The following is a 14,621-nucleotide window of genomic DNA, read 5'->3' on the forward strand; positions in this document are numbered from 1 at the left end:
GAACGCCGGGCCGCCCGCACTCGTCCAACGCGTTGAAAAGGTGTTTTCGCGGATGCCGACCCGCCTGGGACAATGGAGCGGTCAGCCGTGCGACCGTAGCGGCTGCCCACGGAGAACCTTCAGGGAAAGAGGACGTGCCGATCGTGGCTCAGAGCACCGAGACCGCCGACTGGGTCTCCCGTTTCGCGGACGACGTCATCGAGGAGTCGGAGCGTCGGGCCCCGGGCAAACCGGTCGTCGTCGCGTCCGGGCTGTCGCCGTCCGGCCCCATCCACCTGGGCAACCTGCGCGAGGTCATGACCCCGCACCTGGTCGCCGACGAGATCCGCCGCCGCGGGTACCAGGTACGGCACCTGATCTCCTGGGACGACTACGACCGGTACCGCAAGGTCCCGGCCGGGATCGCCGGTGTCGACGAGTCGTGGGCCGAGCACATCGGCAAGCCGCTGACCTCCGTCCCGGCCCCGAAGGGCTCGAAGCACCCCAACTGGGCCGAGCACTTCAAGGCCGCCATGGTCGCCTCGCTCGCCGAACTGGGCGTGGAGTTCGACGGCATCAGCCAGACGGAGCAGTACACCTCCGGCGCGTACCGCGAGCAGATCCTGCACGCGATGAAGCACCGGGGCGACATCGACGCGATCCTCGCCCAGTACCGCACCAAGCCCAAGGCGGCCAAGAAGCAGCAGAAGCCCCTGGACGAGGCCGAGCTGGAGGCCGAGGAGGGCTCGGGCGCCGCGTCCGAGGACGACGGCAGCTCCGGCTCCGCCGGCTACTTCCCGTACAAGCCGTTCTGCGGCAACTGCGAGAAGGACCTCACCACCGTCACCGCCTACGACGACGCCTCCACCGAGCTGACCTACGCCTGCACCGCGTGCGGTTTCTCGGAGACGGTCCGGCTCAGCGAGTTCAACCGCGGCAAGCTGGTCTGGAAGGTCGACTGGCCGATGCGGTGGGCGTACGAGGGCGTGATCTTCGAGCCGAGCGGTGTCGACCACTCCTCGCCGGGGTCCTCGTTCCAGGTCGGTGGGCAGATCGTCGGGATCTTCGGCGGCAAGCAGCCGATCGGCCCGATGTACGCCTTCGTGGGCATCTCCGGCATGGCGAAGATGTCGTCCTCGCGCGGCGGCGTCCCCACCCCGGCCGACGCGCTGAAGATCATGGAGCCGCAGCTCCTGCGGTGGCTGTACGCCCGGCGCAGGCCGAACCAGTCCTTCAAGATCGCCTTCGACCAGGAGATCCAGCGCCTGTACGACGAGTGGGACAAGCTCGTCGCCAAGGTCGCCGACGGCTCGGCGCTGCCCGGTGACGTCGCCGCGTACACGCGCGCGGTGGGCACCGCCGCCGGCGAGCTGCCGAAGACGCGGCGCCCGCTGCCGTACCGCACGCTCGCGTCCGTCGCCGACATCACCGCCGGTCACCAGGACCAGGCGCTGCGCATCCTGTCCGAACTCGACCCGGCCGACCCGCTGGGCTCGCTCGACGAGGCCCGCCCGCGGTACGACAGGGCCGAGGCGTGGATCAACAACCACGTCCCCGCCGACCAGCGCACCATCGTCCGCGAGGAGCCCGACACCGACCTGTTGAAGTCCCTCGACGAGCCCTCCCAGCAGTCGATCCGGCTGCTGCTCGACGGCCTGCAGGACCACTGGTCGCTCGACGGGCTCACCCACCTCGTCTACGGCGTGCCCAAGGTCCAGGCCGGGTTCTCCGCCAACGCCACGCCCAAGGAGCTGCCGCCGGAGATCAAGACCGCCCAGCGGTCCTTCTTCGCGCTGCTCTACCACCTGCTCGTCGGCCGCGACACCGGGCCGCGACTGCCCACGCTGCTGCTCGCGGTGGGGCAGGAGCGGGTGCGGGCCCTGCTCGGGGAGTAGCGGATGTGGCGAAACGCTACGCGTTGATACGACGAGGGGCCCTCATGCGAGGGCCCCTCGTTCGTGGTTCAGGTCTCGGCTCGTGGTTCAGGCGATGTGGTCTTCCTCCAGCTCCGCGTTGAAGCGGTTGGAGAAACGGCTCACCAAGTGCTTGGCCTCGTTGTCGGGCAGCGAGATGCCGTACGTGGCCTCCACCCCGTCGGCGAACTCGCGGGGGGTGGGCAGGCTGCCGTTGATCGACTGACGGAAGACCTGGTAGTAGGCCTCCTCGTCCGGCTCCGTGGGCGGGGTGCCGCCGCCCTCGCCGAGCTGGCGGGTGCGGTTCGGGCCGGCCGGGATCGGGAAGCTGCCGGTGTCCTCCGGGGAGGGCTGCTGCGGCTGCGGGGCTTCGCCCTGGTGATTCTGGTGCTCCTGGTGCCCCTGGTGTTCCTCGTACCACTCCTCGTACGGGGGTTCCTCGTACGGAGGCTCCGGCTCGTACGCCGGCTCGTACGCCGGGTCGTAGCCGCCGTGGTAGTCGACCTGCTGGGCGGCCGAGAACCAGGGACTCGCTTCGTCCGGGGCCTGCTGTTCCTGGACCGGCTGCCCGCCGTTGTGTGGGCCGGCCAGCTCGGGGCGCTGCCCGCCGGGCGGTGCCTCCGCCAGGGCCGGAACGGGCTGGGAGGCTCCCTCGCCGCCCATCCGTGCCGCCTCGGCGGCGCGAGCGTCCGTGGCCGTCTCGACCTGCGGGCGCGGCGGGATCAGGGCCGGTTCTATGCCCGCGGCCGCCAGGCCGGCCGGGGCCGTCTCCCCCAGGGGGACGCCGTACCGGGCGAGGCGCAGTGGCATCAGGGACTCCACCGGGGCCTTGCGGCGCCAGGCCCGACCGAAGCGGGAGCGCAACCGGGCCTGGTAGACGAGACGTTCCTGTTCCAGCTTGATGACCTGGTCGTAGGAGCGCAGCTCCCACAGCTTCATGCGCCGCCACAGCAGGAAGGTGGGCAAGGGGGAGAGCAGCCAGCGGGTCAGGCGGACGCCCTCCATGTGCTTGTCCGCCGTGATGTCCGCGATCCGGCCGATCGCGTGCCGGGCCGCCTCCACGGCGACCACGAACAGCACCGGGATCACCGCGTGCATGCCCACACCCAGCGGGTCCGGCCAGGCGGCGGCGCCATTGAAGGCGATCGTGGCCAGCGTCAGCACCCACGCGGTCTGGCGCAGCAGCGGGAAGGGGATCCGGATCCAGGTCAGGAGCAGATCCAGAGCGAGCAGCACACAGATGCCCGCGTCGATGCCGATCGGGAACACATAACTGAAGTTCCCGAAACCCTTCTTGACGGCGAGTTCACGGACGGCCGCGTACGAACCCGCGAAGCCGATACCGGCGATGATCACGGCACCCGTGACGACCACGCCGATGAGAACGCGGTGCATCCGGGTCAGCTGTGGCGTGGCCACCCGTAACTCCCTCCCCTTGCGTGTTGGTTGCGCGCAACAGGGTGGCACATCTGTGCGAGGGGCGTGGGACCGGTCCGGATGCTCCGCTTTTATGGGCCCGTCCGTGGATCAGCCGTTGGACGCGGACTTCGACGGTGAGGCCGACTTCGCGGGGGACTTGGACGCCGAGGAGGAAGAGGAGGTGCTCGGCGCACCGCCGCCGGACGCGCCGTTCGCCGTCGTCACCGCGGACACCGCTTCCTTGGCGGCCTTCTCCGCGGCCTTCGTCAGGTCGCTGGCGTCCGGGGTCGAGTCACCGGCCAGACCGGCACCGTTGTAGTCGAGGGTGACGACCACGTTCTCCACCCGCGCCACGACCGTCTGCTGCTTGAAGGCGCCTTCCTTCTTCTTCAGGTCGTAGCGCACCACCGTGGCCTCGTCGCCGGTCCCGGACACCGGCTCCGACTTCGCGTTCTGCGCGCTCGCCACGTTCCGGACGTCCTGCACCTGCCGCTGGTAGAACTCGTGCGCCTGCTTCTCGCCGGTGCCGCGGGTGACATCGGACTCGAAACGCAGCAGCGACACGTTGAGCCAGCGGAACTGAGAGCCCTTCACGCCGTTGTTGTCCAGGCTGTTCCAGGAGCAGCCGGTACGCGTGGAGAGGTCGCTGGAGGCGCTCTCCTTGCCCGACTTCGCGCCCTTCGGGACCAGTTCGCCGAGCGTCTTGTCCGACAGCACCTTGCACGCCTGGGGCAGCTTCGCGTACGCCGCCGCCTGCACCGTCGGCGACGGGCTCGCGGAGCCCTTCACGTCGCCTGCCGTGGTCTGCTTGGCACCGCCGCCGGAGCCGGAGTCCGAGGAGGAGCAGGCCGCGGCGAGCAGCATCACGGGGACGGCGATCGCGCAGACAAGGGCGCGGTTCGGACGCTTCGCTCGCGGGGCCTCCTGGGCTCGCTGGGCTCGCTCTTCTCGCTGGGCTGCTCGCTGCATGGTTCCTTCGCTCATGACGCTCGTGGTTCCTGCGGTCGGATCGGGTCCGAGGGGCCACCGTACGCGGTGAGACCGTCGCGCGGTCCCACTTGTCGTACTGAGCGCGGCGGCACCGGGTGCCACGCGAGAGTCGTCAACCACCCAGTGAATCGGCCAGCCGAGCGGCCAGTTTCCTTGCCTTGTCCTGCATTTCCTTGCTGTCCGGGACGATGCCGACGGCCGCCGGCTGCTCCTCGTACACGATGGTCACGACGACGTTGGACGTGCGGAATGCCACAGTTACGGTGCGCTGGCGGGCAGTCGAACCGGAGCTGTTGAGCGCGTCGTCGAGGAACGCCTCGTCGCCGAGATCGCTCAGGAGCCGGGGCTGGAGGTCGGTCGAAGAGGCGTCGCCGGAGGCGGACGAGGAGGAGGCAGGGGAGCCGGGGGACGACGAGGACGACTGGGACGAAGAGGACAGCGAGGACGGCGGGGACGGCGGGGACGGCGGGGACGACGGCGGGGTGCTGCCGGAACCGGAAGCGGAACCGGAAGGTGATGCGGAACCCGCGCCGGAGGCGGCCTTGGACTCGGTCGTGGAGGCCGAGGTCTCGGTGGCGGTCGGCTCGGGAAGGTGCGCGGCGGCCCGTTTGGCGGCGAAGACCGACTGCGCCTGACTGTCGTCGCTGACCGTGTTGTCGTAGGAGACGACCCGCTCGAAGTCGACGGAGAGGTGGTCGGTGGCGTCCGAGGACTCCACCTTCCAGCGGCATCCGACCTTGCGGTCGGTGTCGTACGTGAGCGTCGCCTGGCCCTCGTAGGCCTTGTCGCGCTGGTCCACGTCCATGATCTGCTTGATGCCGGGCAGCAGCGAGTCGAGGGTGTTGTGGCCGACCGCGCGGCAGGCCTCCGGAAGCGTCCGGTACTTGCCCGGCTGGGCCGCCGCCGTCGTCGGGTCGGAGCCGCCGGGGTTGGCGTTGTCCGCCCGGCCGTCACTCGACGAACCACCGGTGCAGCCGCTCAGCAGCAGCGCCGCGAGGAGCGCGGCCGCGCCGGGTACGTACGCCTTCCGCAGCACGGTCAGGCTCCTCTCGCTTTCACTGGCCCCGCTGGTTATTCGCTTGCCGGGCGGGGGCGCTCCCTGGAGACAATGTGTATCGCACGCACTGCCGTGGACGCCGGTCCGTTGTCCTGTTTCACCGACCTTGGCGCTGGTATTGCGTTTCCATGCTTCTGTTTTGTTTCCGGGGGAATGAGGGCGATATGTCGTATGTGGAAGTGCCGGGTGCGAAGGTCCCGATCCGCATGTGGGCCGACCCGGCGACGGTCGAGGACGTGGCGATGCAGCAGCTCCGTAACGTCGCGACCCTCCCCTGGATCAAGGGCCTCGCCGTCATGCCGGACGTGCACTACGGCAAGGGCGCGACGGTCGGCTCGGTCATCGCGATGCGGGGCGCGGTCTGCCCGGCGGCGGTGGGCGTGGACATCGGCTGCGGAATGTCGGCCGTGAAGACCTCGCTGAGGGCCGGCGATCTCCCCGGCGACCTGTCCCGCCTCCGCTCGAAGATCGAGCAGGCGATTCCGGTGGGGCGGGGAATGCACGACCATCCCGTCGATCCGGGACGGTTCCACGGCCTGGCCACCGCGGGGTGGGACGGGTTCTGGGGGCGTTTCGACGGGGTGGCGGAGGCGGTCAGATTCCGTCAGGAGCGCGCCACGAAGCAGATGGGAACGCTGGGCAGCGGAAACCACTTCGTGGAGGTCTGCGTCGACGAGTCCCAGTCGGTGTGGCTCATGCTGCACTCCGGCTCCCGCAACATCGGCAAGGAACTCGCCGAGCACCACATCGGCGTCGCGCAGAAGCTTGCGTACAACCAGGGGCTGGTCGACCGTGACCTCGCCGTCTTCGTGGCGGACACACCGCAGATGGCGGCGTACGAGCACGACCTGTACTGGGCCCAGGAGTACGCGAGGTACAACCGCGCGATCATGATGGCGCTCCTGAAGGACGTGATCCGCCGGGAGTTCAAGAAGGCCAGGGTGACCTTCGAGCCCGAGGTGAGCTGCCATCACAACTACGTGAGCCGCGAGCGCTACGAGGGCATGGACCTCCTCGTCACCCGCAAGGGAGCGATCAGCGCCCGGGCGGGGGAGTACGGCATCATCCCGGGCTCCATGGGCACCGGCTCGTACATCGTCAAGGGCCTCGGGAACGAGGAGTCCTTCAACTCCGCGTCGCACGGCGCCGGCCGGCGCATGAGCCGCAACGCCGCCAAGCGCCGCTTCTCCACCAAGGACCTGGAGGAGCAGACACGGGGCGTGGAGTGCCGCAAGGACTCGGGCGTCGTCGACGAGATCCCGGGCGCCTACAAGCCGATCGAGCAGGTCATCGACCAGCAGCGGGATCTCGTGGAGGTCGTGGCGAAGCTGCGACAGGTCGTCTGCGTGAAGGGCTGAGGCCCGCGGGCGCGGCCGTACGCCCGGGCCCTACGGCTACTTGGCGTGGCGGACCGCGTAGATCATCACGAAGGCGACGACGTGGATGCCGAAGAGGAAGTAGCCGAGGTAGTACCAGACATACCGTTCGCGCTTCTTCTCCAGGGCGAGGCGTTCCCGCTCCGTATCCCGGTCGCGGTCGTCGGTCATCGCGGCTCCCGGTGGACCTTGGTGTTCGACGCCTGGGCGCGGGGACGGACGACCAGGAGGTCGATGTTGACGTGGCTGGGGCGGGTGACCGCCCAGGTGATGGTGTCGGCCACGTCGTCGGCCGTCAGGGGCTCGGCCACGCCGTCGTAGACCTTGGCGGCCTTCTCCCGGTCGCCGCCGAAGCGGGTGAGGGCGAACTCCTCGGTCCTGACCATGCCGGGGGCGATCTCGATGACCCGGACCGGCCTGCCGACGATCTCCAGGCGGAGGGTCTCGGCGAGGACGTGGGCGCCGTGCTTGGCGGCGACGTAGCCACCGCCGCCCTCGTAGGTGCCGTGACCGGCGGTGGAGGAGACCACGACCACCGTGCCGTCGCCACTGGCCTCCAGCTTGGGCAGGAGGGCCTGGGTGAGGTTGAGGGTGCCGATGACGTTCGTCTCGTACATCGTGCGCCAGTCGGCCGGGTCGCCGGTGGCGACGGGGTCGGCGCCCAGTGCCCCGCCCGCGTTGTTGACCAGGACGCCGACGGCCTTGAAGGCCGTGGCGAACTCGTCCACCGCCGCGCGGTCGGTGACGTCCAGCTGGTAGGCGGTGGCGGAGTGGCCGGCCGCGCCGATCTCCTCGGCCAGCGCCTCGATGCGGTCCTTGCGGCGGGCGGTCAGGACGACCCGGTAGCCGGCGGCGGCGAGCTGCCGGGCCGTGGCGGCGCCGATGCCGCTGCTCGCACCGGTCACGACGGCGATGCGGGAGGCGGCGGACGGGGCGGCGGTGGCCATGGGCTGCTCCTCGGGGCGGAGATGTGGTGCGTTCGCTCCGCCCAGCCTAGTGCTGTGACCGGAAAGGTTTGCCGGGCGTCGTGAGCCGGTGAACCTTTCCGGTCGCGGCACTAGTGCCCCGACAGACAGCGTTCGCCCCGTCGCGACGCCCGGCACGCCCTCTCGCCGCACCGGCCGAAAGCCCAAGTACGTCCAGTACGAGGACTTCCGGCCGGCACTCCCCCAAGCTCTTCGAGCAGGGGGTACCCCCAGAGCACGCACCGGACGCCGCTCCTTCACGGGCAAACGTTGCCTGCCGCGGCACTAGGTGAACGTCAGCCGCCGTTCCGTGGCGCCCACATGATCACGGCCATGCCCGCCAGGCAGACCAGCACGCCGGTCACGTCCCAGCGGTCGGGCCGGTAGCCGTCGGCGACCATGCCCCACAGGATCGAACCGGCGACGAAGATCCCGCCGTAGGCGGCGAGGACGCGGCCGAAGTGGGCGTCGGGCTGGAAGGTGGCGACGAAGCCGTACGCGCCGAGCGCGAGGACGCCGCCGGCGGCCCACATCCAGCCGCGGTGCTCGCGCACGCCCTGCCAGACCAGCCAGGCGCCGCCGATCTCGAACAGCGCGGCGACGACGAAGAGGGCGGCGGAACGCAGGATCAGCATGAGGGCAGCCTCGCACGGAGCCTCCGCCGGGCAGAGGGCGGTCCGGCCGGCCGCTTTCCGGTCGCCGCCCTCCCTCCTGGGGGCCTGCCGAGTCGTCGTACCGGGCGGAGCGGAATACTTCCGGGACGGGGACGGTTGGGCAGGTATAGTTGAACCGTCAACAACTTGGAGGGTGAGTGGCCATGCAGTTCGGGATCTTCAGCGTCGGCGACGTCACGCCGGACCCCACCACGGGGCGTACGCCGAGCGAGCGCGAGCGGATCAAGGCCATGGTCGCCATCGCGCTGAAGGCCGAGGAGGCCGGCCTGGACGTCTTCGCGACCGGTGAGCACCACAACCCGCCGTTCGTGCCGTCGTCCCCGACCACGATGCTCGGCTACATCGCCGCGCGGACGGAGCGGCTGATCCTGTCCACCTCCACCACCCTGATCACCACCAACGACCCGGTGAAGATCGCCGAGGACTTCGCGATGCTCCAGCACCTGGCCGACGGGCGGGTGGACGTGATGATGGGGCGCGGCAACACCGGGCCGGTCTACCCCTGGTTCGGGCAGGACATCCGGCAGGGCATCAACCTCGCCGTCGAGAACTACGCCCTGCTGCACCGCCTGTGGCGCGAGAACGTCGTCGACTGGGAGGGCAAGTTCCGCACGCCGTTGCAGGGCTTCACCTCCACGCCCCGCCCGCTGGACGGTGTACCGCCCTTCGTCTGGCACGGCTCCATCCGCTCCCCGGAGATCGCCGAGCAGGCCGCCTACTACGGCGACGGCTTCTTCCACAACAACATCTTCTGGCCGGCCGACCACACCAAGCGGATGGTCGAGCTGTACCGGGCCCGGTACGCCCACTACGGGCACGGCACGCCCGAGCAGGCGATCGTCGGGCTCGGCGGCCAGGTGTTCATGCGGAAGAACTCCCAGGACGCGGTGCGCGAGTTCCGCCCCTACTTCGACAACGCGCCGGTCTACGGCCACGGGCCCTCCCTGGAGGACTTCACTGCCCAGACCCCGCTGACCGTCGGCTCCCCGCAGCAGGTCATCGAGAAGACGCTGTCCTTCCGCGAGTACGCCGGCGACTACCAGCGCCAGCTGTTCCTGATGGACCACGCGGGCCTGCCCCTGAAGACCGTGCTGGAGCAGATCGACATGCTGGGCGAGGAGGTCGTGCCGGTGCTGCGCGAGGAGTTCGCCAAGGGCCGCCCGGCGGACGTGCCGGACGCGCCGAACCATGGCTCCCTGCTGGCCGCGAGCCGGTCCGGGAACGAGGAAGAGGTGAGCACCGTATGAAGCTCGTCGTCGTCTCGGCGGGGCTGAGCGTCCCGTCCTCCACGCGGCTGCTGGCCGACCGGCTGGCGGCCGCGACCGCCGAGCACGCCGGGGCGGTGGACGCGCGCGTGATCGAACTGCGGGACCTGGCCGTGGAGATCGCGCACAACTTCACGGGCGGCTTCCCCGGCCCGGCCCTGGCGGACGCGCTGGACGCGGTCGCGGAGGCGGACGGGTTGATCGTCGTCACGCCGGTGTTCTCCGCCTCCTACAGCGGACTGTTCAAGTCCTTCTTCGACGTGCTCGGGGTACGGGACGAGGGCGCGCTGGCCGGCAAGCCGGTGCTGATCGCCGCGACCGGCGGCACCGCCCGCCACTCCCTGGTCCTCGACCACGCGCTGCGCCCGCTCTTCGCGTACCTGAAGGCCGTCGTCGTCCCCACCGGCGTCTACGCCGCCTCGGAGGACTGGGGCGCCGAGGGTCTGCCCGAGCGGATCGCGAGGGCCGCACGGGAACTGGCGGCGCTGATGACGGGGCTGTCGGCGGGGCGGCGGCCGGAGCGGCCCGCCGTGCCGGAGCAGGCCGCGCCCGCGGAGGCCGGCGGGTTCACGGTGGTGCCGTTCGAGGAGCAACTGGCGGCGCTGCGGAGGTGACGCGTATCCGCCGCTGGGGAGGGCCGCGGGCGGGCGGGGGCCGCCGCCGATGGTGAGAGGACGGTAGGCGGCCCGGCGCGTTGCCTCCGAGTCGGTGAGAGGCGGGTAAAAAGGGTGATCGTAGGCCCATTCGTCTCGGTCGCGGGCCTGCGGCCTTGGCAGACTGGACGGGTGCCTCAGACTCTGCTCCTCGCCGAAGACGACCGTGCCATCCGTCACGCCCTGGAGCGTGCCCTGACGCTGGAGGGCTACGACGTGACGGCGGTCGCCGACGGCGTCGAGGCACTCGCCCAGGCCCACAAGAGCCCGCCGGACGTCCTCGTCCTCGATGTGATGATGCCGGGCATCGACGGGCTCCAGGTCTGCCGGGTGCTGCGCGCCGAGGGCGACCGCACCCCGATCCTCATGCTCACCGCCCTGGTGGAGACCGCCGACCGGATCGCCGGCCTGGACGCCGGTGCCGACGACTACGTCGTCAAGCCGTTCGACGTGGAGGAGGTCTTCGCCCGGCTGCGCGCCCTGCTGCGCCGCACCAGCCCGGTCGGCGTCGGCGTGGGCGGCGCGGGGGACGTACCGGTGAAGGAGCCGCAGGTGCCCGAGCGGCAGGTCGAGGCGGCCGGGATCCGCATGGACCTCCAGGCCCGCCGGGTGTGGCGGGGCACACGCGAGCTGGAGCTGACCCGCACCGAGTTCGAACTCCTCGAGCTGCTCGTTCGCAACGCGGGGATCGTGCTGGACCACTCCACCATCTACGACCGGATCTGGGGCTACGACTTCGGCCCCGGCTCCAAGAACCTCGCCGTCTACGTCGGCTACCTGCGCCGCAAGCTCGACGAGCCGAACGCGCCGCAGCTGATCCACACCGTCCGAGGCGTGGGCTACGTGCTCCGGGAGGACTGAGTGGGCCGCCTCGCGCGGCTGCTGGACAGACCGCGGCCCCGGCTGTCGTCGCTGCGGACCACGTTCGCGGTGTCGTTCGCCGTGGTGACCGCCGCTGTCACCGTCCTCGTCGGCATCCTGTCGTACAACTCCGCCGCCCGGCTGGTGCGGGTGGACCAGCAGTCGGTGTTCACCCAAGTCGTGCAGGACGTACGGGACGAGGTCCGGCGCTACCAGCTGACGCCCGCGGACTTCACCTCCTCCCGTCCCGGGCACGAACTGGTCCGGCCCAACCGCACCAACGTGCAGGTGCTCGGCGCCCACGGCGAGATCGTCGACCACGGCACACCGCCGCTGCCCGTGACCGCCGAGGACAAGGCCGTCGCCGCCGCCGCGAAGGCAGGCAAGGCCGTCGAGTACAAGGACGTGCATGTCAAGGGCGAGGTGTACCGGATCGCGACCGTCGCCCTCGGCAAGGGCCACGGCGCCGTGCAGGTCGCCCAGGAGTTCAGCGATACCGAGGACCTGCTGCGCGCGCTCCAGCAGCGCACGCTGATCCTGATGGGGGCCGTGGTGATCGCCGCCGGCCTGTGCGGCTGGTGGCTGGCCCGCCGCATCACGCGCCGGCTGGTGATCCTCACCTCCGCCGCCGAGGGCGTCGCCCGCACCCGGCGGCTCGGCGTCGCGGTGCCCGTCACCGGCTACGACGAGGTGGGCCGCCTCGGCCGCTCCTTCGACCGCATGCTGGGCCGGCTCGCCCAGTCCGAGGAGGACCAGCGCCGCCTGGTCCAGGACGCGGGCCACGAACTGCGTACGCCGCTGACCTCCCTGCGCACGAACATCTCCCTGCTGCGGCGCATCGACGAACTGCCGCCCGCCACCCGCGAGGAACTGGTCGCCGACCTGACCCAGGAGGCACGCGAGCTGACCGACCTGGTCAACGAACTGGTCGACCTCGCGGCCGGGCAGTCCGACTCCGAGCCCGTGCAGCGGGTCGACGTCGCCGACATCGCCGAGGACGTCGCGGGACTGGCGCGCCGGCGCAGCGGTCGCGACATCGTGGTCCGCTCCAGCGGCGACACCACGATCCAGGGCCGGCCGGGCATGCTCCAGCGGGCCATCTCCAACCTCGTGGAGAACGCCACCAAGTTCGACCGCGGCGGCAAGGCGCCCATCGAGATCGCCGTCGCCGGACCCGCCCGCCCGGGCATGGTCCGCGTCGAGGTCCTCGACCGCGGGCCCGGTATCGCCGCGGGCGACCTGATACGCGTCTTCGACCGTTTCTACCGCGCCGCCGACGCCCGCTCCCTGCCCGGTTCCGGCCTCGGCCTGTCCATCGTCCGCGAGGTGGCCCTGGCCCACGGCGGCGCGCCGTTCGCCTTCCGCCGCGAGGGCGGCGGATCGGTGATCGGGTTCACGGCGGGCGCGGAACGGGGCCACCACGACACGGGCGGAACGGCGACCGGATCCCGCGGTCCGGGCCGGGACCCGGGCCGCGGCACCTGAGACGGGACGCCGCCCGGGGAACCGGGACGCCGACGGGATCCGCCCTCTAGGAAGAGGTGTCGGCGTACTTCCCGTCCGGCCGGGACTCCTTGCGGCGGGCGAGGGACGGCAGGGCGGGCGGGGTGAGGAAGCCCTCGGCGCGGGCGCTGGCGATCCCGATGCGCGGGATGTCGCTGCTCTTGGCGAACAGCAGGAAGCGGGGCTCCCAGACCGGCCGGTACTTGGCGTTGGCGCGGTACAGCGACTCGATCTGCCACCAGCGGGAGAAGAAGGTGAGCACCGAGCGCCACAGCCGCAGCACCGGCCCGGCGCCGAGCCGCGCTCCGCGTTCGAAGACCGAGCGGAACATGGCGAAGTTCAGTGACACTCGCCGCACCCCGAACTCCTCCGCGCGCAGCAGAAGTTCGACCACGATGAACTCCATCAGGCCGTTCTCGCCGTCGCGGTCGCGGCGCATCAGGTCAAGCGACAGCCCGTGCTCGCCCCACGGGACGAAGCTCAGCAGCGCCCGCGGCACCCCGTCGGCGTCCCGGCACTCCAGCATCACGCAGCGGCCGTCGGCCGGATCGCCCAGCCGTCCCAGCGCCATGGAGAAGCCGCGCTCGGTGGCGCCGTCGCGCCAGCGGTCGGCGCGCTCGACGAGCAGCGCCATCTCCTCGTCGGGGATGTCCTCGTGCCGGCGGACGCACACGGTGTAGCCGGCCCGGCGGACCCGGTTGTGGGCCTGCCGTACGACGCGCATGGCGCGCCCCTCAAGGCTGAAGTCGGCGACGTCGACGATGGCCTCGTCGCCCAGTTCGAGGGCGTCGAGACCATGCCGGGCGTAGATCGTGCCTGCCTCCTCGCTCGCGCCCATCACGGCGGGCGTCCAGGCGTGCCGGCGGGCCTCGGCCAGCCAGGCGTCGATGGCGCCGGGCCACGCCTCCGGGTCGCCGATGGGGTCGCCGGAGGCGAGGCTGACCCCGCCGACGACGCGGTAGGTGACGGCGGCCTTGCCGGTGGGGGAGAAGATCGCGGCCTTGTCGCGGCGGAGCGCGAAGTAGCCGAGGGAGTCCCGCTCGCCGTGTCCGCCAAGCAGTTCGCGCAGCCGCTTCTCGTCCTCCTCGCCGAGCAGGGCGCGGCCGCGGGGGGAGCGGAAGCAGGCGTACAGGACGAGGAGGAAGGTCGCCGCCATCGAGATGTTGATGGTGATGTCGACCCAGTGGGGCACGTGCACGGCCGGAACGCGGTCGGCGAGCGGTCCGACGCTGACGCCGCGCAGCAGGACGTAGCCGATCCGCTCGGTCAGGGAGGCGCCGCCGTGCGCCCGGTTGGTGGCATCCACCAGCCAGGTGCCGAGGCCCGCGCTGACCAGGACGCCGCCGGCGCCGACGGCGAGGGCGAGCCTCGGGTTGGAGCGGTCGCCGACGGCGTGGAACTCGCGCCGGCCGATCAGCAGCGCGGTCACGAAGAGGCCGGTGAGCGCGGCGGAGACCCAGTTGAAGACGTGGTCGTGGAACCGGTCCTGGGTCAGCGCGAGGACGTAGAGGACGAACAGGGGCCCGGCGAGCAGCAGGTTGAACGCCCAGGCGGCGCGTTTGCGGCGCCGCATCACCACGGCCAGGAACAGCGCGAGCACCGCCGAGACCAGGCCGGCGGTGGCCAGGTACGGCGTGAAGAACTCACCGCCGTTGTGCTCGTGGACCTCCTCGCGGAACGGCAGGGAGAGCACCGCGACGATGTTGAGCACCGCGAGCAGCCGCAGGTACCAGACGGTGGCCGCCGCGGCCCGCGTCCGTAGCCGGAGGCCCGGCGGGGGAGACGGGGAGGCACCGGCGTCACGCTGAGCGGGGACGAGGAGCGACTGCTGTGCGGGCATGGGTGACACGTCACCTCGGAGCGGGCCGGGCAAGCCGGCGGGGACGGAACCGGCGTGGACAAAGGGGGCAGCCGGAGGGTGAGCGGTCGTACGTCCAATGGCGATGGCGCCGACCCTACGCTCTGT

Annotated in this window: 13 protein-coding genes; 6 read left to right on the forward strand and 7 right to left on the reverse strand. The window is 71.1% G+C overall.

Features of this window, described 5'->3' with window-relative positions:
* The first annotated feature begins 134 nt into the window (after positions 1-134).
* A complete protein-coding gene (lysS, locus tag ACWEK3_RS05655; protein WP_453249025.1) occupies positions 135-1,874 on the forward strand; it encodes a lysine--tRNA ligase in 1,740 nt (579 codons plus the stop codon).
* Positions 1,875-1,961: 87 nt separating this feature from the next.
* Here the strand turns inward: lysS and ACWEK3_RS05660 are convergent, their stop codons facing one another.
* The 3 genes from ACWEK3_RS05660 to ACWEK3_RS05670 all read right to left on the reverse strand — a co-directional run bounded on the left by ACWEK3_RS05660 (position 1,962) and on the right by ACWEK3_RS05670 (position 5,337).
* Positions 1,962-3,287, reverse strand: a complete 1,326-nt coding sequence (locus ACWEK3_RS05660) for a DUF2637 domain-containing protein (RefSeq protein WP_450547430.1) — start codon at positions 3,285-3,287, stop codon at positions 1,962-1,964.
* A gap of 132 nt (positions 3,288-3,419) precedes the next feature.
* Positions 3,420-4,295, reverse strand: a complete 876-nt coding sequence (locus tag ACWEK3_RS05665; RefSeq protein WP_450547427.1) for a DUF3558 family protein — start codon at positions 4,293-4,295, stop codon at positions 3,420-3,422.
* Between the two features lie 118 nt (positions 4,296-4,413).
* On the reverse strand, positions 4,414-5,337 hold the full coding sequence (locus ACWEK3_RS05670; protein ID WP_453249026.1) for a DUF3558 domain-containing protein: 924 nt from the start codon (positions 5,335-5,337) through the stop codon (positions 4,414-4,416).
* A gap of 185 nt (positions 5,338-5,522) precedes the next feature.
* On the opposite strand from ACWEK3_RS05670, the gene ACWEK3_RS05675 reads away from it, so the two are divergent.
* Positions 5,523-6,716, forward strand: coding sequence for an RtcB family protein (locus ACWEK3_RS05675; RefSeq protein WP_453249027.1), 1,194 nt, complete (start codon positions 5,523-5,525; stop codon positions 6,714-6,716).
* Between the two features lie 36 nt (positions 6,717-6,752).
* On the opposite strand, the gene ACWEK3_RS05680 is transcribed toward ACWEK3_RS05675, so the two are convergent.
* The 3 genes from ACWEK3_RS05680 to ACWEK3_RS05690 form a co-directional block, all read right to left on the reverse strand.
* Positions 6,753-6,905, reverse strand: coding sequence for a hypothetical protein (locus tag ACWEK3_RS05680; protein WP_361420954.1), 153 nt, complete (start codon positions 6,903-6,905; stop codon positions 6,753-6,755).
* Positions 6,902-7,681 (reverse strand): SDR family NAD(P)-dependent oxidoreductase, encoded by a 780-nt coding sequence (locus ACWEK3_RS05685; RefSeq protein WP_390725251.1) that lies wholly within the window; start codon positions 7,679-7,681, stop codon positions 6,902-6,904. Before ACWEK3_RS05685 ends, ACWEK3_RS05680 begins: the two co-directional genes overlap by 4 nt.
* A gap of 314 nt (positions 7,682-7,995) precedes the next feature.
* Entirely contained in the window at positions 7,996-8,334 is a 339-nt protein-coding gene (locus ACWEK3_RS05690) for a YnfA family protein (RefSeq protein ID WP_361420948.1), read from the reverse strand.
* Positions 8,335-8,516: 182 nt separating this feature from the next.
* Here ACWEK3_RS05690 and ACWEK3_RS05695 point away from each other — a divergent pair, with 182 nt between their 5' ends.
* The 4 genes from ACWEK3_RS05695 (at position 8,517) to ACWEK3_RS05710 (ending at position 12,637) form a co-directional block, all read left to right on the forward strand.
* Complete coding sequence (locus ACWEK3_RS05695) at positions 8,517-9,620, forward strand: LLM class flavin-dependent oxidoreductase (RefSeq protein ID WP_453249028.1); 1,104 nt, start codon at positions 8,517-8,519, stop codon at positions 9,618-9,620.
* The gene (locus ACWEK3_RS05700) at positions 9,617-10,252 is read left to right on the forward strand and encodes a CE1759 family FMN reductase (RefSeq protein WP_450547449.1); all 636 of its coding nucleotides are present in this window, start codon (positions 9,617-9,619) and stop codon (positions 10,250-10,252) included. The genes ACWEK3_RS05695 and ACWEK3_RS05700 overlap by 4 nt, the downstream gene beginning before the upstream one ends.
* 183 nt (positions 10,253-10,435) lie before the next feature.
* A complete protein-coding gene (locus ACWEK3_RS05705; protein ID WP_390725279.1) occupies positions 10,436-11,152 on the forward strand; it encodes a response regulator transcription factor in 717 nt (238 codons plus the stop codon).
* A complete protein-coding gene (locus ACWEK3_RS05710; RefSeq protein WP_453249029.1) occupies positions 11,153-12,637 on the forward strand; it encodes a HAMP domain-containing sensor histidine kinase in 1,485 nt (494 codons plus the stop codon).
* Between the two features lie 46 nt (positions 12,638-12,683).
* On the opposite strand, the gene ACWEK3_RS05715 is transcribed toward ACWEK3_RS05710, so the two are convergent.
* Complete coding sequence (locus ACWEK3_RS05715; protein WP_453249030.1) at positions 12,684-14,495, reverse strand: phosphatidylglycerol lysyltransferase domain-containing protein; 1,812 nt, start codon at positions 14,493-14,495, stop codon at positions 12,684-12,686.
* Positions 14,496-14,621: the final 126 nt, after the last annotated feature.

Source organism: Streptomyces sp. NPDC004721 (assembly GCF_053601495.1).